Source organism: Natrialba taiwanensis DSM 12281 (genome assembly GCF_000337595.1).
Classification (GTDB): Archaea; Halobacteriota; Halobacteria; order Halobacteriales; family Natrialbaceae; genus Natrialba; species Natrialba taiwanensis.
In genome coordinates this window covers 1-19,775 of sequence record NZ_AOIL01000019.1, presented here as the reverse complement: position 1 = coordinate 19,775, position 19,775 = coordinate 1, and the positions used below count along the sequence as shown (strand labels likewise).

At 62.6% G+C, this 19,775-nt stretch carries 21 protein-coding genes and 3 pseudogenes; 9 read left to right on the top strand and 15 right to left on the bottom strand.

What is annotated here, in order from left to right:
• Nucleotides 1-120 precede the first annotated feature (120 nt).
• Complete coding sequence (locus C484_RS06840; RefSeq protein WP_006825210.1) at nt 121-342, bottom strand: hypothetical protein; 222 nt, start codon at nt 340-342, stop codon at nt 121-123.
• A gap of 64 nt (nt 343-406) precedes the next feature.
• Nucleotides 407-1,567 carry a hypothetical protein gene (locus C484_RS06835; RefSeq protein ID WP_049915114.1) on the bottom strand — a complete coding sequence of 387 codons (1,161 nt, stop codon included), beginning with the start codon at nt 1,565-1,567 and terminating at the stop codon, nt 407-409.
• A gap of 270 nt (nt 1,568-1,837) precedes the next feature.
• On the opposite strand from C484_RS06835, the pseudogene C484_RS22850 reads away from it, so the two are divergent.
• Both C484_RS22850 and C484_RS06820 read left to right on the top strand, forming a co-directional pair.
• Nucleotides 1,838-3,024, top strand: a pseudogene (locus C484_RS22850) (IS630 family transposase).
• Nucleotides 3,025-3,134: 110 nt separating this feature from the next.
• Nucleotides 3,135-3,545 (top strand): annotated as a pseudogene (locus C484_RS06820) (fumarylacetoacetate hydrolase family protein); the annotation flags it as partial.
• 19 nt (nt 3,546-3,564) lie between these two features.
• Here C484_RS06820 and C484_RS06815 read toward each other — a convergent pair.
• The 6 genes from C484_RS06815 to C484_RS06790 all read right to left on the bottom strand — a co-directional run bounded on the left by C484_RS06815 (nt 3,565) and on the right by C484_RS06790 (nt 7,053).
• Nucleotides 3,565-3,927, bottom strand: a complete 363-nt coding sequence (locus C484_RS06815) for a hypothetical protein (protein ID WP_006825206.1) — start codon at nt 3,925-3,927, stop codon at nt 3,565-3,567.
• Nucleotides 3,928-4,045: 118 nt separating this feature from the next.
• On the bottom strand, nt 4,046-4,630 hold the full coding sequence (locus C484_RS06810; RefSeq protein ID WP_006825205.1) for a GTP-dependent dephospho-CoA kinase family protein: 585 nt from the start codon (nt 4,628-4,630) through the stop codon (nt 4,046-4,048).
• Between the two features lie 14 nt (nt 4,631-4,644).
• Complete coding sequence (spt4, locus tag C484_RS06805) at nt 4,645-4,842, bottom strand: transcription elongation factor subunit Spt4 (protein WP_006107700.1); 198 nt, start codon at nt 4,840-4,842, stop codon at nt 4,645-4,647.
• A 2-nt stretch (nt 4,843-4,844) separates the two neighbouring features.
• Nucleotides 4,845-5,414, bottom strand: a complete 570-nt coding sequence (locus C484_RS06800) for a DNA-directed RNA polymerase (protein WP_006107702.1) — start codon at nt 5,412-5,414, stop codon at nt 4,845-4,847.
• Nucleotides 5,415-5,801 (bottom strand): PIN domain-containing protein, encoded by a 387-nt coding sequence (locus C484_RS06795; protein WP_006825204.1) that lies wholly within the window; start codon nt 5,799-5,801, stop codon nt 5,415-5,417.
• A gap of 22 nt (nt 5,802-5,823) precedes the next feature.
• The gene (locus C484_RS06790; protein ID WP_006825203.1) at nt 5,824-7,053 is read right to left on the bottom strand and encodes a translation initiation factor IF-2 subunit gamma; all 1,230 of its coding nucleotides are present in this window, start codon (nt 7,051-7,053) and stop codon (nt 5,824-5,826) included.
• Nucleotides 7,054-7,276: 223 nt separating this feature from the next.
• Here C484_RS06790 and C484_RS06785 point away from each other — a divergent pair, with 223 nt between their 5' ends.
• The 3 genes from C484_RS06785 to C484_RS06775 all read left to right on the top strand — a co-directional run bounded on the left by C484_RS06785 (nt 7,277) and on the right by C484_RS06775 (nt 9,707).
• On the top strand, nt 7,277-8,179 hold the full coding sequence (locus C484_RS06785; protein WP_006825202.1) for a DUF7351 domain-containing protein: 903 nt from the start codon (nt 7,277-7,279) through the stop codon (nt 8,177-8,179).
• Between the two features lie 164 nt (nt 8,180-8,343).
• Nucleotides 8,344-8,592, top strand: a complete 249-nt coding sequence (locus C484_RS06780) for a hypothetical protein (protein WP_006825201.1) — start codon at nt 8,344-8,346, stop codon at nt 8,590-8,592.
• Between the two features lie 104 nt (nt 8,593-8,696).
• Nucleotides 8,697-9,707 carry a DUF5787 family protein gene (locus C484_RS06775; RefSeq protein WP_006825200.1) on the top strand — a complete coding sequence of 337 codons (1,011 nt, stop codon included), beginning with the start codon at nt 8,697-8,699 and terminating at the stop codon, nt 9,705-9,707.
• Between the two features lie 33 nt (nt 9,708-9,740).
• Here C484_RS06775 and C484_RS06770 read toward each other — a convergent pair whose 3' ends face one another.
• The 3 genes from C484_RS06770 to C484_RS06760 form a co-directional block, all read right to left on the bottom strand.
• Entirely contained in the window at nt 9,741-10,040 is a 300-nt protein-coding gene (locus C484_RS06770; protein WP_006825199.1) for a DUF7562 family protein, read from the bottom strand.
• 89 nt (nt 10,041-10,129) lie between these two features.
• The gene (locus C484_RS06765; RefSeq protein WP_006825198.1) at nt 10,130-10,759 is read right to left on the bottom strand and encodes a TMEM175 family protein; all 630 of its coding nucleotides are present in this window, start codon (nt 10,757-10,759) and stop codon (nt 10,130-10,132) included.
• Nucleotides 10,760-10,864: 105 nt separating this feature from the next.
• Nucleotides 10,865-12,325, bottom strand: a complete 1,461-nt coding sequence (locus C484_RS06760; RefSeq protein ID WP_006825197.1) for a metallophosphoesterase — start codon at nt 12,323-12,325, stop codon at nt 10,865-10,867.
• Between the two features lie 287 nt (nt 12,326-12,612).
• Between C484_RS06760 and C484_RS06755 the strand changes: the two genes are divergently transcribed.
• The 3 genes from C484_RS06755 to solA all read left to right on the top strand — a co-directional run bounded on the left by C484_RS06755 (nt 12,613) and on the right by solA (nt 14,905).
• Complete coding sequence (locus C484_RS06755; protein ID WP_006825196.1) at nt 12,613-13,092, top strand: RNA-binding protein; 480 nt, start codon at nt 12,613-12,615, stop codon at nt 13,090-13,092.
• A gap of 121 nt (nt 13,093-13,213) precedes the next feature.
• Complete coding sequence (locus C484_RS06750; protein ID WP_006825195.1) at nt 13,214-13,723, top strand: hypothetical protein; 510 nt, start codon at nt 13,214-13,216, stop codon at nt 13,721-13,723.
• Between the two features lie 51 nt (nt 13,724-13,774).
• The gene (gene solA / locus C484_RS06745; protein WP_006825194.1) at nt 13,775-14,905 is read left to right on the top strand and encodes an N-methyl-L-tryptophan oxidase; all 1,131 of its coding nucleotides are present in this window, start codon (nt 13,775-13,777) and stop codon (nt 14,903-14,905) included.
• 74 nt (nt 14,906-14,979) lie between these two features.
• On the opposite strand, the gene C484_RS06740 is transcribed toward solA, so the two are convergent.
• Nucleotides 14,980-15,363, bottom strand: a complete 384-nt coding sequence (locus tag C484_RS06740) for a hypothetical protein (RefSeq protein WP_049915084.1) — start codon at nt 15,361-15,363, stop codon at nt 14,980-14,982.
• 549 nt (nt 15,364-15,912) lie between these two features.
• Between C484_RS06740 and C484_RS06735 the strand changes: the two genes are divergently transcribed.
• Nucleotides 15,913-16,509 (top strand): DUF7344 domain-containing protein, encoded by a 597-nt coding sequence (locus C484_RS06735; protein ID WP_006825192.1) that lies wholly within the window; start codon nt 15,913-15,915, stop codon nt 16,507-16,509.
• Nucleotides 16,510-16,564: 55 nt separating this feature from the next.
• Here the strand turns inward: C484_RS06735 and C484_RS06730 are convergent, their stop codons facing one another.
• From C484_RS06730 to C484_RS06720, 3 genes and pseudogenes are all read right to left on the bottom strand, one after another.
• Nucleotides 16,565-17,485: a TIGR03571 family LLM class oxidoreductase gene (locus tag C484_RS06730; protein WP_006825191.1), complete on the bottom strand. Its 921-nt coding sequence runs from the start codon at nt 17,483-17,485 to the stop codon at nt 16,565-16,567.
• A 92-nt stretch (nt 17,486-17,577) separates the two neighbouring features.
• The gene (locus C484_RS06725; protein WP_006825190.1) at nt 17,578-18,645 is read right to left on the bottom strand and encodes a M20/M25/M40 family metallo-hydrolase; all 1,068 of its coding nucleotides are present in this window, start codon (nt 18,643-18,645) and stop codon (nt 17,578-17,580) included.
• Between the two features lie 168 nt (nt 18,646-18,813).
• Nucleotides 18,814-19,755, bottom strand: a pseudogene (locus tag C484_RS06720) (aconitase family protein); the annotation flags it as partial.
• Between the last annotated feature and the right edge of the window lie 20 nt (nt 19,756-19,775).

Here is a 19,775-nt window from a genome sequence, read left to right as displayed (position 1 = left end):
TGGGTTCGCGAGGTCGCTGCTGGCTGCCCCGCACCCATTCAGGGGTCCGAAAAACCGAGGTACAGTCTGTTAACCAACGATAGGGGAACTCACGCGGAGTATGTTGGTTAAGGACAGAGCTTACTCTTCGCCCTCACGGAGCTCTTCGGCCTTCCACTTGAGCCGGCGCAGGATCTGCGTTCGATTCTGGTTGGCGTTCTCGTAGGCAACACACTCTTGCAGGGTCTCCATATCGGGAATCGTCGCGATACCGGCCTTGACCAATCGGTAATTCGGTGCTTCGAGACGCTTCTCAGGTGGGAATTCGTCGTCACTCCCGTCGCTGATTGTGGATTGTTCCATGCCTGACCCTCCACCCCTCAAGGGTGAGAAAGACAGAACAAACGACTACATCACCGTCGCGGCGTCAGGCCATCGCGTCTTGGAACCGTTCGCGAAGCGCATCCTCCCGCTCTTCGAACTGCTCGACTTTCTCCTGCAGGTCGTCGCTGACGCGCTCGATGCTCGCGAGCGCCCGCTCGCCGGCCAGCGATGCCTGCGACCCGTCGTCGCCGTCCGCCTCTAACTCCTGCTCGTAGGCCTGCTCGACGCGCTCGATCGTGCTTTCCGGGTTGAACAGGATATCGTTGGCGATACGGACGTACTGATCGAGAGAAGCCCCTTCTTTCCCCTGGAAGAAGTGTGTGAGCGCGTACGTAGCGCCGGAATGCAGCGTCCACATGTCGATCTCGAATGGGGACACCGCATTGGCTTCTGCATCGCCGGCGGCACGCTCGGCCAGGTAGTCCGGGAACCCCAGCAGGGTGTAGAACTCCGTGACGGTGAACGGGAGCTCCGAGAAATCGAGGTCGATGTCCTGGGCGTCCCGGATGAACTCGAAGAGGTCGTCGGCGACGAGTTCGACCTGTGCGAGGAGCTCCTCCCACCAGGTCCGGAAGTTTCGCACGTCGCCGACTTGTTTGATGACCTCTTTGTCGGTGAGCGAGCGCATCGTGTTCGAGCAGTAGCCATCCTGAGCGAACCCTTCCACGTAGACGGCGTGCTCGCCGAAGAAGTCGTAGCCTGACGTGACGCCCATCGTGATCGGGTCCGACCGGCCGGGAAGGCGCACCTCGAGGCCGTCGAACATGATGTCCATGTGGACCTCGCCGCCGCCCCGGTAGCGCCGAATCTCGCCGAACATCACCTCGCCCAACGGCGTCTCGTCGATGGTCTCCTCGCGGAGGACCTCCTCCAGCGGGCCGTAGACGTCGACTGGGTTGATGATCGAGTAGCTGTCAGTGGGAACGTGGAACAACGGGTCCGTGTCCGCGTCCTCATCTCGGGCCTGCTCCTGAGCCCGACTCGGCTCGACGAGCGCGTTGAACCGCTCTGTCTCGACCCACTCGTCGGTGTACGGATTCTGGTACGCCACGGTCGTCTCGACGGCCTGCGGAAGATCGCGAATCGCCTCGGCGAAGGTCACAGGGTCTGCATCCCCGTGTCGCTCTCGGTACCACTCTGGTAGTTCGTTGTCGGTACGCCCATCGACGCCAGCGAAGATGGTTCTGGACTCTGGATCTTTCATCTCAGTCACCTCAGTTGAGGAATCCTCGTCGACGTGCGACTGCATCGTCTCGTGCCCTGCGCCCTTCTCCCGGGCGCAAAAAACTCAACTTAACCAACATCCGAACAAGATGGGTTGATTGTTGGTTAATTGAACTATAGTAACCGTTAGAACTTTCCGCCCATAGATTGTTGAAGCTTCTAATGGATCATCTCGACGAGATCTCTGTCGAAGAACTTCACNCTATAGTAACCGTTAGAACTTTCCGCCCATAGATTGTTGAAGCTTCTAATGGATCATCTCGACGAGATCTCTGTCGAAGAACTTCACGACGCACTCGACAACGTCGAGGGAAGGAAGTCGACACAACGGCTGTTAGCAGCAATTGCGTACAAAAACGGCGTTACACAGACTGAACTAGCCGAGTGGCATAACACCGGCCGGCGAACAATCTACAGTTGGCTCAAGCGACTCGATACTGACGAGTCGCTTGAGCAGGCTGTTACTGATGNTAGCCGAGTGGCATAACACCGGCCGGCGAACAATCTACAGTTGGCTCAAGCGACTCGATACTGACGAGTCGCTTGAGCAGGCTGTTACTGATGCTCATCGATCTGGGAGAAAGAGAAAACTCTCAGAAAAAGAGCAGCAAGAGTTCGAAGAAACAGTCCACAGATCCCCTGAAGAAGTTGGGCTCGACGCGCCGGCGTGGACGCCGGCGCTCGTCCAGCACCATCTCGAGGAGACCTACGATGTCNAGTCCACAGATCCCCTGAAGAAGTTGGGCTCGACGCGCCGGCGTGGACGCCGGCGCTCGTCCAGCACCATCTCGAGGAGACCTACGATGTCGAGTACTCAATCCCAAGCTGCCGGCGGTTGCTCAAAGAAGCGGGATTGAGCTTCCAAAAACCACGCCGTACAGCCGCCGAATCAGATGCTGAGGACCAAGAAACGTTTCGCGAGGAACTCAAAAAAAGCGGCGGAAAATGGACGCCACAGTAGTCTGTATTGATCAAACCAAGAAATCCGTGCAAGTTGAGCCGCGTGCCGCGTGGTTTCCGCGCGGCACGCGACCGTCTGTTGAACTGTCCGGACAACGCGACTGGACGTGTCTCTTAGGCGCGATCACCGAGGACGGTGATCGATTTTTCTCTCGGTTTGAAGAGTACGTGACTGCCGATCACGCAAAACATTTCATTCTCGCGTTATGCCAAGAGTTCGAGGATGACTTGATTATTGTGTTGGATGGAGCGCCGTATTTTCGGGCGTCGGCCGTCACGGACCTGGCGGCCCGTGACGACCTCGCCTTCGTCACATTGCCGGCGTATTCACCAGAGCTAAATCCGGTCGAAGAGTGCTGGAGACAACTCCAAGCGGCACTTAGCAATCGCTTCTTTGACTCACTCAACGAGCTCACAACAGCGATTGATACAGCTATTGATCAGCTCTCGCTCCCGGAGACGAGCAATTATTTCTAACGTCTACTATANCACTCAACGAGCTCACAACAGCGATTGATACAGCTATTGATCAGCTCTCGCTCCCGGAGACGAGCAATTATTTCTAACGTCTACTATAGAAAGTGTTCGCCGCGGAGTACATCGCCGGCTACACGATCTTCAACGACTTCAGCGCCCGCGATATCCAGGGCGAGGAGATGAACGGACGACTCGGACCCGCGAAAGGCAAGGACTTCGCAAACGGCCTCGGTCCCTACCTCGTCCCCGCAGCCGACATCGACGTGCTCGAGGCACCGATGACCGCTCGCGTCGACGGCGAAGTGTGGTCCGACGGCACCGTCGACGAGATGTACCACACCTTCGCCGACATCGTCGAACACGTCTCCCAGTCCGAGACGCTCTTCCCCGGTGATGTCATCGGCAGCGGCACCGTCGGCGAAGGCTGCGGACTCGAACTCGGGCGGTGGCTCGAAGACGGCGATACCGTTGCACTCGAAATCGAGGGTATCGGCGTACTCGAGCACACGGTCGTCGCATAGCCGATCCCCGTTTGCGGCCTTACTGAGATTCGCTCTCGCCCTCGACAGCCGCGGCGCTTGCGGTGTGCAAAAAGCCGACGACACCGATGTAGCCGACGAACAATTGGATGCTGAGATCGCCCGCGGTGAACTGCTGGCTGAACGCGATAGGACCGATGCTCAGACCGAACAGCCCGATCGCGTACCCGAGTCGATCCCTCGACCGATCGAACTGCGGGAACTCGCGTATCAGTACTCGGCGATACCGCACGGCGAAGTAGCCCCACCCGGTGTATAGTGCGACGACGGCGGCGATCAGGAACAAGTTCGAATCGAACATGACGTATAACGTCCCGCCGATTGCCAGCCCGATCCCGAGCGCGGCACTGATCGCCTTTCTCATAGTGGGGAACACGTCCGTCAGGTAATACGTTTTCTGAATCGCTGCGAGCCGCTATTGCGAATCGCAATTCGAAGCGCAAAGGAGAGTTCGTGTGGTCGATTCTACGGATCCTACGATCCTACGATCGAATTTCGAGCAACTCCCAGAGCCGCTCGACGTCGCCGTCGAAGCGCTCGAGGAGATCGCGCATCTCCGCGCGATGCTCGGCAGTCACCGTCACGTGGACCATCCCCTCGTCGGGCTGGCCGTAGACGACGCTTGCACCCTCGGGCGCGGCGGCAATTGCGGGGACGGCAACTAGATCCTCCTCGCCGTCGACCAGCACCGTCGTGGGCTCGTCGGAAGTGAGCCCTTCCCGTAGCGCGCGAATCACATCGCCAGAGAGTTCAGCCGGCGGATTGATGACTTCGTGGGTCGGCTCGGTTGCGACGGTCTCACGGATCTCTGCGTCGACGGCGTCGCGTTTCGTTCGTTCGTCGACGAACGCGATGTCGGGAACGCGGCCGGCCGCGAGAAGGTGGTAGGTGACGACATCGCCGACAGTGATAAGCGGGCCGTCGACGGTTTCGAGAAGGCGGTCGGCGTCGGTTTCGATCGGGCCCATCGGCTCTTTGAGTTCGTGGCGAAGTTCCTTGGGCAGTACCAGTAGCTCCTCGTAGTCGCGTTTGCTGGCGTCGGTCGAACTGCTATCGTCGGGTGTCACGGCGGCTGTGGCGATTACCGAACCTTGAGCGCGTACGCGCCGGGCTCGGTGACCTGCATTTCGCTTGCAATCTCGCTGTCTTCGGGATGGGCGATGACGACGTAGCCGGCCCAGTCCTCCGTCAGTGACGAGGAGTTACAGGCGTCACAGGTCTCGCTGTCCGGATCGTTGACCCGGTGACACTCGCGACAGACGAGACGGTCGGATGCCATTGTTACTCACCTGCGGTCGCTTCGCGCTTTTCGTGGTCTTCCTCGAGCCAGCCGTGCTTGCCGAGGCCGGGCTGTTTTGCCGTGAGCCCGATCTTCGAGTCGCGGGGGTTTCGCTCGTCGATGCTTTTGGTGACGATGCGGGCGCGAATCGCGTCGTCGACACCGAGCGTGCGGTTTGATTCGTTCGAGGCGAGCTGTTGGTTCTCGGCGTCGAAGGCCAGATACTCGTCGCTGATCTGGGAGACGTGAAGCAGGCCGTCGACGGGGCCGATCCCGACGAACGCGCCGAACTCGACGACTTCGACGACGGTTCCGTCGACGACTTCCTGCATCTGTGGGTCGAACGTGACGGCGTCGAAATCGGCCTCGTAGTAGACGCCTGGGCGGTTCGGAAGCACGGTCCCTTCACCGATATCGCGTACCTCGGTGACAGAGACGATGCTGCCGACTTCCTCGTCCATGCGTCCCTCGAGTTTATCCTGTAGCAGTCGCTTGACGAGCGTCGGCGACACGTCGCCGAGCTCCTCCGGCGGTACCTCCACCGTATCCTTCAATCTAACCCGTTTGTACATCTATGGTTGAGTGATCGCTAACTTGTTTCTCCCGCGTAATGCAATTACCGGTCTCTTCGCTTCGAGTACCCGATCGCGTAGTGGTCGATCGTTCGTGATGACGTAGTCGACCGTGCCCTCGCGGGCGAGTTCGACCAGCGCGTCGTCGGCGTAGGATGCCTCGGTGTCGACGACGAGACAGCGCTCGGTTGCCAGGTCGTGACCGACGTTCGCGGCGGTGCCTTCGCGGCCGCCCTTCTCGGAGAGCCGGCGAAGTTCTTCGATGACCGCCTGTGGCGTCGTCGGTTCGAACGAATCGAGGAGCCGCTCGAGTTCGTCGAACAGTCTGACGTCGAGTTCGACTGGCATCATCAGCGCGCTCGTGTCGAGGGCGACTCGGGTGCTCATCGTGTATCGGTCTGTCTCGGCCCTATTCCTGTAACGTTCCGAGGCCGATCAGCCGCCAGCGAGCGCCGATCCGGCGGTTGATCGCGATTTTCGCGCCGGGGTCGGCGGTGACGGGGCGTTTGAGGTTGACCTCGCACTCGCCCTCGCGGGCGCTCGTTACCGCGCCGACGGTCGTTGCCGTCCCGACGGTCATCATCAGCGGTTCGCCGGTGCTGATTTCCTCCACTTCGCCGCCGTCGGTGCCGACGACGCGCTCTAAGAGGTCGACATCCATCGTGAACTGCTGCCAGGTCGGCGGTAATGAGCCCGGTGGGCCGGCCATGCGACCGGCCAGGGCGTCGCCTTTCGTCAGTGCGGGGTCGAGTCCCGTGCCGACTCCGAGCAGGCCGCCGGGTGTGGCGCTGTCGACGGTTTCGCCGCCGGCTTGCAGCGAGCGAATCGTCGTTTCGATCGGGACGTACTCGGTCTGGCCGCCTTCTTCGACCTCGCGACCGGGGCGGATTTCGATCTCCTGGTCGGATTCGAGTTCACCTTTGACGAGGCTGCCGCCGAGGACGCCGCCGGCGAGGTCGCTGGCGGTCGTCCCGGGTTTGTTGATGTCGAAGCTGCGGGCGACGTGCATTCGGGCGTCGGCGTCGGGATCGCGTTCCGGCGTGGGAATTTCCTCCTCGACTGCCTGGATCAGCAGGTCCATGTTGACCTCCTGGCCGGCCGAGACGGGGACGACGGGGGCGTCCTCGGCGACGGTGCCCTCGACGAACTCCTGGATCTGTTCGTAGTTCCGGCGGGCCTGGTCGGAGTCGACGAGGTCGATCTTGTTCTGGGCGATGACGATGTTCTCGATGCCGATGATGTCGAGCGCCATCAGGTGCTCTTCGGTCTGTGGCTGTGGCACGGGTTCGTTGGCGCTGACGACCAGCACGGCCCCGTCCATCAGCGATGCGCCGGAGAGCATTGTCGCCATCAGGGTTTCGTGGCCCGGGGCGTCGACGAACGAGACGGTTCGAAGCGGCTTGCTCTCGGTGCCGTCCGGACACTCCTCCTCGACGGTGTAGCGTTCGGGTTCGTCGCGGTCGGGGCACTCGCGGAACGTCGCATCCGCATAGCCGAGGCGGATGGAGATACCGCGCTTCATCTCCTCGCTGTGCTGGTCCGTCCACGAGCCGCTCAGGGCTTGTACCAGCGTCGTCTTGCCGTGGTCGACGTGGCCGACGAGCCCGATGTTCACCTCCGGTTGTTGAGTTCCTGCCATAAGACGATGAGTAATCTTAGATAGGGCTTCCCCCGTGCGATTGATAAACCTACTGTTCTGAGGGCGTCTTCACCGGGTCGACGGTCCTGTTCGTGAGTGTCATTGTCTTGGACTCGTTTCGACCGCCGTCCGCCTCCGCTCACACGCCTCGCACTGATTGTTGGAACGCTTACAAAAACTGCCTTGAGCCAACTACTTTGGGTACCGCACGCATACGAGGGGTATGAGCAAGCCGGATACGGCAGGCGACCGCGAGAGTGTTCTCGAGTGTACGGACTGTCTCGACCCTGCAGACGCGTTCGCCCTGATCGCAAACGATGCTCGGCTGTCGATCCTCGAAGCACTGTGGGCGGCCGATGAGTCGCCCGTTTCGTTCTCGACCCTGCGGCGCGAGGTCGGTATGCGCGACTCTGCACAGTTCAATTACCATCTCCAGAAACTCACGGGCCACTTCGTCACCCAGCAAGCGGACGGCTACGCGTTCAAACACGCCGGCGAGAAGGTCGTCCGCTCGGTGATCGCGGGCTCGTTCAACGAACACCCATCGATCGACCCGTTTCCCGTGGCGGGCCGGTGTGTCGACTGCGGGAGTTCGCTGACCGCGAGCTACGAGGACGAACGGCTCGCGATCACCTGCGTCGACTGCGGCCACGGACACGGCGAGTACGCGTTTCCGCCCGGCGGGCTGACCGACCGAACGCGAGCGGAAATCGCCGACGCGTTCGACCAGCGCGTTCGGCACCTCCACTGTCTGGCCGCCGACGGCGTCTGTCCGGAGTGCAGCGGGCGCATGGAGACGCACATCGTCGAGGACGACGACTGCTGTCTCGGCGTCAGCCTCCGCGTCGACCACGAGTGTCGCCAGTGTGCACACACGCTGTGCTCGGCCGCTGGGCTCCGCCTGCTCGATCACTCCGCCGTCGTCTCGTTCCACCGCGAACGCGGCGTCTCGCTCGAGGAGCGGCCGTACTGGACGCTGCCGTGGTGCGTCGCCGACGAGTTCACTCGGCTCGTTTCGCGCGACCCACTCGAACTCGAGGTTCGGATTCCGCTCGCGGGCGACGAGTTGCGGGTGACGATGAACGGCGATCTCGACGTGCTCGAGACCCGGACCGTCGACGACTGATACGGTCTACTGTAACGATTTCCCGGCGCAACCGCGGATCGTCCTGCGGTTGCGCCGGAAATGACTGACAGCAGTCCGTATGAAACGGATTTCAGTTAGCGATCGTACTGAAATATTTTTCAGACTACACTTATCGGCGAGCGACGCCTCGGTCGAGACGAGAGATGATGCACGCACCGATCGCCCCTCGTCCGATCGATCCGCTTCCCGGGTACGGTCTGCTTACGGCCGCCGGTATCGCCGTCGGCCTGTCGGTCCTGCTCGTTGCATCGGCGCTCATCGCGTTCACGATCGTCACCGTCATCGGCGACCGCCCCGTTCTGGTCCTCTTCGCCGTGTTCCTCGACGGTGTTGGCCCGTTCGTCGCAACCCTCCTCGTCCTCAGGCGGGTGCGACACCGATTCGTTACGTGATCGGCGTACGGTCGTGACACGCTATTCGACCCAGCGATCGACCGGTACCAACCGCGAATCCGACTCCTTTTCTCGCTCGCCACCCACAGTACGAGTGATCCCTCGTGACCGAGTTCGCGTTTGAACTCGCGCTCTGTGCGCACCTAGAGCAGTCCCGCGAGCAACCGGTTGCGGGCACCGATACGCTCGTGGCCCGGCAACTCGGCGGGAGCGTCGCCGACCCCGGCGGTCGGATTCTCGACGTGGTCTGTGTCGAACCCGGGTCGGAGTTCGACGACCGCACGGCGATCACGAGCGCGGAGATTCCCGACGCCGCTATCGAATCCGCCGTCGGTCTCGGTCGCGCCCGCTACTGGAAGCGGGCCTTCGACTGTCACCCGGACCGCGCGCGTCGGGCGGTCGACCGGGCCTGCGAGATCGGCTTTTTCGAGTGCGAACGCCGCAACGGCCGCGAGTTCGTCCGACAGGTCGCGCGCTATCCCGACTGGTACGACCGCATCGTCGGCATCGAGAACAAGCCCGATCTCGGCCGACCGGGCGACCTCGAGAGACAGCTGCGCACCGATGTGAGCCTCGCGCTGGTCGACGAGGTCGTGCTGGCGACGGAGAGCTACGTCACGCGGGCGCACCTGAATCGGATTCCCGACGAAGTCGGCGTCTGGCGCGTTCACCGCACGGATTCGGGTCCGTCTGCAGCCGAGATCGAACTCGAGGTCGTTCGCGAACCGACGCCGCTCCCGACCGACGAGCCGGGTATCGAACTGCTCGCGTTCGAGCCCGGTCACGCGGCAATCGAACCCGTGACGGCGACTGCGAAGGCCCGGGCACGCCGCCGACTTGCCGAACGAGCCTACGGCAAGGGCTGGCGGACGTACAACTTTCCCGACTGCGAGGCCTGCACGCCGACCGACGCGGACGGCGCGACGCTGCCGTACTGCGAGTGGCGCGACCGACTCGTCGACGCGAACTCGGAGTGCGGACCGTCCTGTCCCGGCTACGATTCCGGACCGGCTTCCGACGTCGAACTCGAGGCCGAACGCGATAGGCAGACGGCCTGGCGTCGGAACCCCGCCGGAAAGCGCCGCCACCAGTCGGGACTCGACCGATTCGGCTGAGGACAGTGGCTGCTCCGACGCCGAAACATGGCGTCAGGATTCCTCTTCGACGCGGCCATAGCGGTCCTCGACAGCGGCGAGGTACCCTTCGAGAAACGTCTCCGTCTCCTCCTCGCCGGCGCGGAGTTCGACGAGAAGGTCCTCGAGTTCATCGCGCGGGTGGTGACAGAGGTCAGTGTGGCAGTCGGGACAAAGGTGTTCGAACGCTTTGTCCGTGCGGTCCCACCGGTCGCCGTATTTGTCGTACTCGCGGGCGGTCGACCGTGAGACGCTATCGCCGCAGGCGAGACACGTGACCGTCGCGGTACGGGAGCGAGAGGACCATGGCCACATAGGTGTAAGAAGGCCATGTGGTTACTTAGCAATTGTCACACGTTCGCTCGGGCGGGAGTGTTCGGTCAGTCAATCGGTCTCGCTCGGGACTATTCGGCGTCCTGGAAGACGTTTGATGCGCCCGTTCGTCGCTGGTAGTACCGGACCCACACCCACTGTAGCGGGATGATCAAAAGCGGCGTGAAAAACGCCAGCGAGAGGCTTTGCGTCGCGACGACGATCGAGAGCACGAACACGACCGGCGAGATGAGTCCGCGGATCGAGATCAGTCGCGCATCCTGCTCGTCGATCCGGTCGTCCGTAAATCCCGCGCGCGTGGCGTAGGCCCAGACGCTCGTCATGAGCACACCGACCAGGACGAAATTGATGGCGTACACCGTCCAGGCGAACTGCGTCCCGTAGCTTCCGATAATCTCCGTCGGGTACGGGAGAAACGAAATCGAGAGCAAGAACAGGAGATTCAGCCACAGCAGCACGCGGTCGTGACCGGTAATCGACTGAAAGAGATTGTGGTGGATAATCCAGTAGAGACCGACGACGAAACTCAGGAGGTAACTGACCAGCAGCGTCTCCTGGTCGCCGACCGCCGCCGGGAGCCTCGACGCGGGAACGTCTGGAACCTCGAACTGCAACACCAGGAGCGTGAGAACGATCGCGAAGACGCCGTCGCTCATCCCCTCCATTCGGTCCGTTCCTTCGCCGCCGAGTACCCTGACCATACGGGTATCTCTCGACGCGAGGTGCTGAATAGCCATCCCCGCTGCCGTGACCGGCCACATCTACCCGACAATCGGACGAGACAGAACTCCACCCGACGAACCGGGCTAGTCGCGTTCCTCGCCCGTCCGATCGGTGGCGTCTGCACGGTCGCCGTCGCTTCCGTCGACGGTCGCGAATGGCTTTCCGGAACCGGGGTCAGCGTCAGCGCCAGTGTCGGAATCGCGTTCGAACGCGCCATCGGGTGTCTCAAGCGTCCCGTTCGGGTCGATCACCGTTCGCGCCGGAATCGGTTCCGCCGCCGGCGGACGGCGCGCGACCAGTCGCTGAAAGCGGGTGAGATCTAGCGGTTGATCCGTTTCGATCTCCTCGTACTCGACGACGATCCGGTCCCCCTCGGGGAAGATCCGGAAGTAGTTCAGACGAAAGGAGGGGTAGTAGATGCCCGGCAGCCGCGAAAACCAGGTCTCGACGTGCTGGAGCTTTTTCAGCCAGGTCCCGGTGTTGATGACCAGTCGGTCACCCCATTGAGTGAGCGATGCCCGATGCGTGTGCCCGTAGACGAAGACGGCAACGTCGGAGTTCGCCTCAAGAACGTCCCTTGCTGCACGCAAAAACGGTTCGTCCCCCTGCCCCACGCGGACGCCCGACAGCATAACCCCGAAACGATCCAGCGTCCGTCTGAGATCGCGTCTGAACAGCCACAGCGGGATCGCGAGCAACAGGAGAATCGCGATAACGACGACGTTGATCGCGATGATGAACTCGAGAACGACCGCGCCGATACCGAGTGCGTGGATGACAGGATTATCGGTGAAAAACGCCGACGGGAGGATACCCATCACCTCGAGGACGGTCCCGAACAGGTAGAGAAGCGTGATGTTGAAAAACAGCAACAGCGGGACGACGACGGCTCGAAGATACGGACTCATCTCCCGGTAGAAGTAGTTCGAGAGGAGCCAGCGCGGGATCTCCTCCATCGGCGCGACCGACTGGATGTCGCGAAGCCAGTCGCCTCTGGCTCGCCCGGAGTAACGGCCGGCAGCGGCGACGATCCGCTGGACGACGAAGTACCCGACCGGGAGCGCGTCGGGATTTCCCCAGTCCGGCATCCGGTTGTTCGCGTCGTGTTGCTGGCCGTGTTCGATCCAAATTCGCGGCGTTTCGTCTCCGTCATCGCCGTCGACATCGACCTCGCGCGTGATCGAAACCACCGGTTCGAGCACGATGTTATACGCCGCGAGGCGATCGGTGTACGAGGTGTAGCAAGCGAGATCGTAGTCGTGATTGCCCGGGATGAGGGGGATGTCGATCACCTCGCCGGTCGCGCGGAACTGCTCGAAGACGCGCGGGTGGTCCTCGATCACCCGGTCGAGTTTCTCCGTCCCCGTCACTTCGGCGTACTCCCAGAGTCCGAAAGCGTCGCCGTTGATGATCAGCTCGACGTCGCCGCCGCGCTCCTCGAGTTCGGCGAGAAAGTCAAGCAGTTCCGCCTCGAAATCGAGTGCCGTGAGCTGCTCGTCGCCGCCCATGTGGAGGTCGCTGATGAAGACGTATTCGCTGGCCATCGAACGCGGTCCGGGGTACTACCAGCCACGGGGGGATAGTGGTTTCCCCGACTCTCCGAGCACGTCTCGGGGCAGTTGGCTCTGTCCCTGTCCCTGTCCCTGTTCCTGTTCGCCGATGGATGGGCTGGTGGTGCGGCCGGCCGATATCGATTCCGATCCCACCGGGAGTTCGACGATGACTGCGAGAAGATGGATGACGATATGTGCGCCATCGATATCCCGGACGGAGACGGCGAATCACCGCGCTAAACCTATTCCGTTAAATGGGTATAGCAGGTAGGGCGAGTATGCAAGTTAAATCCCGTCACCACCTTCGCAGCGACGACGTTTCCGAACTCGAAACGGATCTGTCCGACAAACTGGGCGTCTCCCTCGACGGCGACGCCTACGAGCGCGTCGAGTTCGAGGATGCGGATCGCGAGGTCATCCTGATCGACGGCGAGCCCCGGGTTGCCTTCTTCGACGAGGAGCCGTTCCTGACGGTTCGCGGCGCGAACGCCTACGAACCCGAGCGACGACTCGTGACGGTTGATACCGGCGCAATCTCGTTCGTCAGCGACGGTGCCGACGTGATGCGCCCGGGAATCACGGTGGCCACCGAGGATATCTCACCGGACGATCTGGTCGTCATCGCAGAGGAGACCCACGGCAAGGTGCTGGCCGTCGGCCGGGCGCGCGTCGAGGGCGCGGAGATGGCCGGTAACGAGGGGAAAGTCGTCGACTCGCTACACCACGTCGGCGACGAGTTGTACGAGTTCACGGCGTAGACGATCAGCCTCGTCCGCAATCACACGAGAATCAGTGCAGCCGCCGTTCTCAAACGGTACACCGGTGTTCTCCTCACTTGCGCCCACAACGCTCTTGGTCCTATTCGTGGGGCGGCTAGCTATGCCGACACCGAACGACGCGCGTGATTCCGCGTCCGAAACTGATACCACCGACACAGCCGCGGACACGAACACTGCCTCGGACGAGACCACAGACACCTCTCAGAACGCCACTCATCCCGCGTTCGAACTCGACCTCACCGACGACGAACTCGACGCCCTCCACGATCTCCAACTCGGCATCGAGAATCTCCATCGTTCCTACGGCGCACTCCTCGAGTTCCACCACCAACTCGGGCACGCGATGGACCGCATGAGAGACGCCGAAGCCGAACTTCGCAACGCCGGCCACGATGAGTGGGCCAACCAGCTTCGCGACGAGCACCTCCCCGCCGGCGCGATCAACGACCAGTGGTCGTACGAACTCGTCGAGGAGTTCTCCGGGGTGTTTCTCACCGATGTCGAGACGTTCGAAACGGCCGTTCGCGACGAACTGGCTGACGGCCTCGACCACGTCAGCGAACGTCGCCAACAGCATCACCTCCGCGAGCGAGCACGAGACTCCCGGTAACTGGTGAGACAGTGAGGAAGGGTTTTCGACACCCTCGTCGTATCACCGCACATGACAGACCGGTACGACGTTATCGTGCTCGGCGTCGGTGGCATGGGAAGCGCAACGGTCGCCCACCTCGCCGCACGCGGCGTCGACGTTCTCGGCCTCGAACGCTACGATGTGCCCCACGGCTACGGGTCCTCACACGGCATCACTCGCATCTTCCGTCTCGCCTACTACGAACACCCGGCCTACGTCCCGCTGCTCCGTCGCGCCGACGAACTGTGGACCGAACTCGAGAGCGACCACGACCGCCAGCTGTTGTACCGCACCGGCTCCATCGACGCCGGTCCGCGCGGCGACCCGCTCGTCGAGGGCTCGAAGCGCTCCTGCGAGGAACACGACCTCGACCACGAGGTACTCTCGAGTGCGACACTCTCCGACCGCTATCCGGGCTACCAGCTCCCGGAGAATTACGAGGCCGTCTCCCAGCCCGACGGCGGCTTTCTCGTTCCCGAGGAGTGTATCGTCGCCCACGTCGACCGCGCCCACCGACACGGCGCGACCATCCGTGCCCGCGAACGCGTCGTCGACTGGCAGCCGATCGCCGACGACGGCGTCCGCGTCGAAACCGACCACCGCGCCTACGAGGCCGACGAACTCGTCGTCACCGCGGGCGCGTGGGCCGCCGAGTTCATCGATGAACTCGACGGGCTCGCTGTCCCCGAGCGCCAGGTTCTCGCCTGGCTCCAACCCGAGGAACCCGCCGCCTTCGACCCCGAGGCGTTCCCCGTCTGGAACCTGCAGGTTCCCGAGGGGCGGTTCTACGGCTTTCCGATTCACGGGGTTCCCGGGTTCAAGTTCGGCCGGTACAACCACCGCGAGGAGACCGTCGATCCCGACACCTTCGAGCGCGAACCGACGCAGGCCGACGAGCGACTGTTGCGCGAGTTCGCCGAGCAGTACTTCCCGGCGGGGGCGGGGCCGACGATGCGGTTGGAGACCTGTCTGTTCACGAATACGCCGGACGACCACTTCGTGATCGATACCCTTCCTGCGCATCCGCAGGTATCGGTCGCGGCCGGCTTCTCGGGTCACGGATTCAAGTTCGCCAGCGTCGTCGGCGAGATCATGGCCGATCTGGCGCTCGAGGACGAGACGGACCACGAGATCGGTATGTTCGGGCTGGATCGGTTCTGATACCCTCGGCGCACTGGGTCAGTCGCGCTTGCGGAGCGCTTGCGGAGCGCTTGCGGAGCGCTTGCGACCGCTACTCACCGGGTTGACCGACCCAGCCCTCGGTCTTCGGCATCGCTGCTTACCCACAGTTTGACCTCGGAAACGAGCGCGTCGCTCTGTTGCAGGCCATCGATATCGTAGTCCACCGAGATGTAGGTAATCTCCCGCTGTCTGACCACGTACGTCGCCGCTTCGGACTCCTCCCGATAGCTGACCGACTCCGTCTCGAGGTCCCCGTCCGCCCGGGCCTCGACGAACGAGACGCGATCGCCCACGTCCGGGATCACGATTGACTCGGCGTCGTAAATCGCATCCACGAGTTCGTCGGTCTCGAACTCGTAGACGTAGAGCGAAATTTGATCGGTGTCGGTCCCATCTCCTGTCGACTTCCGTCCGTCTTCGTGCATAGCAGTGAGCATATCGATTGTCGTTGCTGCTGAACGCACGGGTGGGCCGATCGAGGATCGAGACGCCTGCGTGATCGGTGATGGGGGTGCCACACCGTTGGCCCACTCCGTGCGTTAGCGCTACGAGAACGCCGAACGGCTGTGGGATCATTGTAATACGACCGTTGACCGCGGTATCAACGAGTCGAAATGCGAGACTTCCGTCACCTGTCCCCAGTATTGCTGGCGTTGACTTTCCGTTCTCTGAGCACAATCCGTGATTTCATCCCCCTCACTCGCGCGTGACAGACGAGCGTGGCGAGGAACCGATTCCGCCACGAATAATCTCTCTTACTGTCTGACACAATCTCGAAATTGTCGAGAGTACAACGATCGACTGCGACGGACAGGGACGATCACTACTTTCCGCTATGGGACGACACAATCAAGCACAGCGCTCCTGATCTATCGCACAGTTGCCTCTGACTCCTGGTACCATTGCAGATTCTCTTTTCGATAGATAGTTTTATCTAGGGAAATGTAGACTCTCTAACTGATGCAGGGGTCGGAGTAGCACTCGTGATGGAGGGACAGCTCTCACAACCGGAGTCAGCGCACGGTGAACTCACCGAAGACGAACTCTTCGATTTACTGGCAAACCGCCGTCGGCGGCACATCCTTCAGACGCTCATCTACCGGGACGAACGGGTCGATATCGGGACACTCTCACAGTCGATCGCCGCCAGCGAAGACGACCTCGCCTTCGACGAGGTTTCGAGTAGCGACCGGAAACGCGTCTATACGGCACTGCAACAGTCCCACCTGCCGAAGATGGACAACGCCGGCGTCCTCGAGTTTGACCGCGACCGAGGTACCGTCGAACCGACGCCGGTGCTCGACGACGTCAAAATCTATATGGATACCGTCCGCGGACGCAACCTCTCCTGGAGCGACTACTACCTCGGGCTGACGGCGCTCGTCACCGTGGTTCTCGGCGGAACGCTACTCGATATCGTCCCGTTTTCGCTACTCCCCGCTGCCGCCTGGTCCGGGTTCGTCGTCATCACCCTCGGTGGCTTCGCGCTCGCTCATCGCCACTACGCCCACCAGAACCACCTCCGGATCGGCACCTCGTCGCCGGATATTGAACTCGAATACGACGAATCGAGCGAGCAGTGATGGGGACGCTGGCCCGGCAGCGAGCGTTCGAACCGCGACCGTATACGCGTCCCGCTCAGTCCGCGTCGATAATCGCCGCTGCAAACCGCTCTATTCCCCGCTCCGGATCGTCGTTCTCGATGGAGACAATAACGTGGTCGACGCCGAGTTCAGCGAGCCGTCCGAAGTAGTCCTGAAACCACTCGGTGCCCGCCCGGTAGCCCAGGTGTAACTGCTCCGGATCGGCCGTCGGATCGTCCGCGAGTTCAGCTCGGATGGCCATCGCGAACGGCTTTTCTCCGGCGGCCTCCCGCCAGTCGTCGAGGTAGCCAGTCAGCGTGCGCTCGGGGAGGTGATAGAACAGCCAGCCGTCGCCGCGCTCGGCGATCCACTCTCGCGATTGGCGGGCATTCCCGGTCGGGAGCAGCGGAATCGTCTCCGCCGTCGGTTTCGGCACGACATCGAGTGCACCGTCGAGGCGGCCCCACCGTCCCTCGCGCTCGGGAAACTCGTCGCGCCACAGCGTACGAAGGGTTTCGACGTGCTCGCGAAACAGCGCGCCGCGCTCGTCGCGGTCGACGCCGAAGGCCGGGTACTCCGGATCGCGGTCGCCGGAGGCGACCCCGAGGACGAGCCGCCCGTCCGAAAGTCGGTCGACCGTCGCGGCGGATTTCGCGACGTGGATCGGGTGTCGAAGCGGGAGGACGATACTCGAGGTGCCGAGTGCGATCCCGTCGGTGTGGGCGGCGACGTGCGAGAGCCACGGCCAGGGGTCGAACGTCTGGCCTGCATCGCCGAATTTCGGCCAGTACGTCGGCACGTCGCGCGCCCAGAGGCCGTCGAAGCCGACCGCCTCGGCGCGTTTCGCGAGCCGAATCTCCGCCTCGGGGTCGGGCGTCGATCGGTTCGTGCCGGTAAGCGGGAATCCAGCGCCGAACGTGAGTCCGTCCGTCTCGAACAACCGTCGGTACCCCTCGTTTTCGTGTCCAGTCGGCATTCGCTCGAGCTACCGGGCACGGGCGGATGACGGCTTCGGTCCGCGAGGCCGCCGGTGGTACTCATCGGTTCGACCGCCGATTCGGATGCAGATCAGATATCGACCGCGAACGGCGTGAACTCGTCGGCCCGGCTCGCAAACGCACCAAGCAGCGCCGCGATTTCCTCGAGGTCGTCGGTGTCGATCATTTCGACGGGCGTGTGCATGTAGCGGTTCGGAACGCTGACCACCTGCGACGGAATCGCCCCCGCCGCGGTGAAGAAACTGTCGGCGTCCGTCCCGGTCCCGACGCCGAGCGCTTCGATCTGTACCTCGAGTTCGCGCTCGTCGGCAACCGAGCGCAGTGCGTCGAACACGGCGGGGTGGTTCGTGCTGCCGCGACCGAGTGCCGGCCCGCCGCCCAGTTCCATCTGGCTCGTCTTCTCGCTCGGCGCGGAGGGGTAATCGACGGCGTGACCGACATCGACGACGACGACGGCGTCGGGTTCGAGGTCAAACTCGACCATCCGTGCGCCGTTGCCCCCGACTTCCTCCTGGACGGTGGAGACGGCGTAGACGGTCGCATCCGTGCCGGTTTCGACGGCCTGCCGGAACCCCTCGGCCGCGGCCCACGTCCCGACCCGGTTGTCGAGGCCGCGGCCGGCGAGACGCGTCTCGGAAAGCCACGAGACCGTCGAGGAGACGGTGATCGGGTCCCCGATTTCGAGGCGGTCGTGCGCCTCGTCCTCGCTTTCGGCCCCGATATCGATCCAGAGGTCCTCGATGTCGGTCTCCGACTCGTCCTCGCGGAGGTGAATCGCGTGCTGCCCGATCACGCCCTCGACGGGACCGCCGGCGGCGTGGATCGTGACGTGTTGGCCCTTCGAAACGGAGGGGTCGGAGCCGCCGATTCGCCCCAGTCTGACGAAGCCGTTATCGTCGATCGATTTGACGATGAAGCCGATTTCGTCGGCGTGGCCGGTGAGTACGATTTCGGGTGCGCCGGATGCATCGGGCGCTCCCTCGTGCACTGCGATGGCATTTCCGTAAGCGTCCGTTCGAACGTCGTCCGCAAACTGGTCGACGTAGTCGACCCAGACCTGCTGGCCACGGGTTTCGTAGCCCGATGGGGAGGGCGTCTCGAGCAATTCGGTGAGGAAATCACGCGAAGGATCGTCCATAGTACCTAGTTAACGACTCGCCTCTTTACGTCTTAGATTTACTCGTACACGAAGCGGGTAAACCGAGGCCCGAACGGACTACTTGGGCGCGCTCGCCCTTCGAGACAGATACTTCAGCGGGTCACGAACACTGCGTGCAAAAAAACATCCGCAAATCGACTGACCCGATCAGTCGTCAGCCGGAGCCGCGCCGCTTGCGCCCTCGGCCTGTTCTTTCGTCCAGGCGAGCTTGCCGCCGGCCGCGAGAATGTCGCGTTCGCGCTCGGAGGCGTCGAGGACCGCCGTGTACTCGTCCTCGCCGTTGATGCGGACGGTGAACTCTTCCTGACCGCTCGTGACGGCGTCGTAGACGTCGTCGACGATTTCGACGTCGTCGCCCTGGTCGATGTTCTCGTAGGTGTCCTCGTCGATCTGGAGCGGGACGATCCCGAAGTTAAAGAGGTTCGCGCGGTGGATCCGTGCGAAACTCTGTGCGAGGACGCCCTCGATGCCGAGATACATCGGACAGAGGGCAGCGTGCTCGCGCGAGGAGCCCTGGCCGTAGTTCTCGCCGGCGACGAGGAAGCCGCCATCGGCGTCGAGCGCGCGCTCTGCGAACGTATCGTCGACGCGTGAGAGCGTGAACTCGGAGAGCTTGGGGACGTTCGACCGGTACATCAGGATGTCCTGCGTTGCAGGGATGATGTGGTCGGTCGTGATGTTGTCCTCCATCTTGAGCAGCGCTTCACCCTCGACATCGGCGCTGAGCTGGTCCTTCAGCGGCACGTCGCCGATGTTCGGACCCTTGACGAGTTCGTCGTCGACGGCCTCGTCGGGCGTGATGAGGTCCGTCTTGGAGCCGTCGTATTCGTCGGGGAGTTCGACGCCGGGGGCCTCGAGGCCCTCCTCTTCCTCGGCGAGATCGCGCGGATCGACGATTTCGCCCTTGATCGCCGCGGCGGCGGCGACCTCCGGCGAACAGAGGAAGACGTTGTCGTCTTCGATTCCCGAGCGGCCCTCGAAGTTGCGGTTGAAGGTCCGCAGCGAGATGGAATCGGACGCGGGCACGTGGCCGATCCCGATACAGGCACCGCAGGTCGCCTCGGAGAAGTTGACGCCGGCGGCCATCATCTATTGCTCAGATCGGAAGA

Bases quoted from the DNA above. Each gene is read 5' to 3' on its own strand.
- C484_RS06840 (WP_006825210.1), bottom strand. From the start codon at position 342: ATGGAACAATCCACAATCAGCGACGGGAGTGACGACGAATTCCCACCT.
- C484_RS06835 (WP_049915114.1), bottom strand. From the start codon at position 1,567: ATGAAAGATCCAGAGTCCAGAACCATCTTCGCTGGCGTCGATGGGCGT.
- C484_RS06815 (WP_006825206.1), bottom strand. From the start codon at position 3,927: ATGAGAAAGGCGATCAGTGCCGCGCTCGGGATCGGGCTGGCAATCGGC.
- spt4 (WP_006107700.1), bottom strand. From the start codon at position 4,842: ATGGCATCCGACCGTCTCGTCTGTCGCGAGTGTCACCGGGTCAACGAT.
- C484_RS06800 (WP_006107702.1), bottom strand. From the start codon at position 5,414: ATGTACAAACGGGTTAGATTGAAGGATACGGTGGAGGTACCGCCGGAG.
- C484_RS06795 (WP_006825204.1), bottom strand. From the start codon at position 5,801: ATGAGCACCCGAGTCGCCCTCGACACGAGCGCGCTGATGATGCCAGTC.
- C484_RS06790 (WP_006825203.1), bottom strand. From the start codon at position 7,053: ATGGCAGGAACTCAACAACCGGAGGTGAACATCGGGCTCGTCGGCCAC.
- C484_RS06785 (WP_006825202.1), top strand. From the start codon at position 7,277: ATGAGCAAGCCGGATACGGCAGGCGACCGCGAGAGTGTTCTCGAGTGT.
- C484_RS06780 (WP_006825201.1), top strand. From the start codon at position 8,344: ATGATGCACGCACCGATCGCCCCTCGTCCGATCGATCCGCTTCCCGGG.
- C484_RS06770 (WP_006825199.1), bottom strand. From the start codon at position 10,040: ATGTGGCCATGGTCCTCTCGCTCCCGTACCGCGACGGTCACGTGTCTC.
- C484_RS06765 (WP_006825198.1), bottom strand. From the start codon at position 10,759: ATGGTCAGGGTACTCGGCGGCGAAGGAACGGACCGAATGGAGGGGATG.
- C484_RS06760 (WP_006825197.1), bottom strand. From the start codon at position 12,325: ATGGCCAGCGAATACGTCTTCATCAGCGACCTCCACATGGGCGGCGAC.
- C484_RS06755 (WP_006825196.1), top strand. From the start codon at position 12,613: ATGCAAGTTAAATCCCGTCACCACCTTCGCAGCGACGACGTTTCCGAA.
- C484_RS06750 (WP_006825195.1), top strand. From the start codon at position 13,214: ATGCCGACACCGAACGACGCGCGTGATTCCGCGTCCGAAACTGATACC.
- solA (WP_006825194.1), top strand. From the start codon at position 13,775: ATGACAGACCGGTACGACGTTATCGTGCTCGGCGTCGGTGGCATGGGA.
- C484_RS06740 (WP_049915084.1), bottom strand. From the start codon at position 15,363: ATGCTCACTGCTATGCACGAAGACGGACGGAAGTCGACAGGAGATGGG.
- C484_RS06735 (WP_006825192.1), top strand. From the start codon at position 15,913: ATGGAGGGACAGCTCTCACAACCGGAGTCAGCGCACGGTGAACTCACC.
- C484_RS06730 (WP_006825191.1), bottom strand. From the start codon at position 17,485: ATGCCGACTGGACACGAAAACGAGGGGTACCGACGGTTGTTCGAGACG.
- C484_RS06725 (WP_006825190.1), bottom strand. From the start codon at position 18,645: ATGGACGATCCTTCGCGTGATTTCCTCACCGAATTGCTCGAGACGCCC.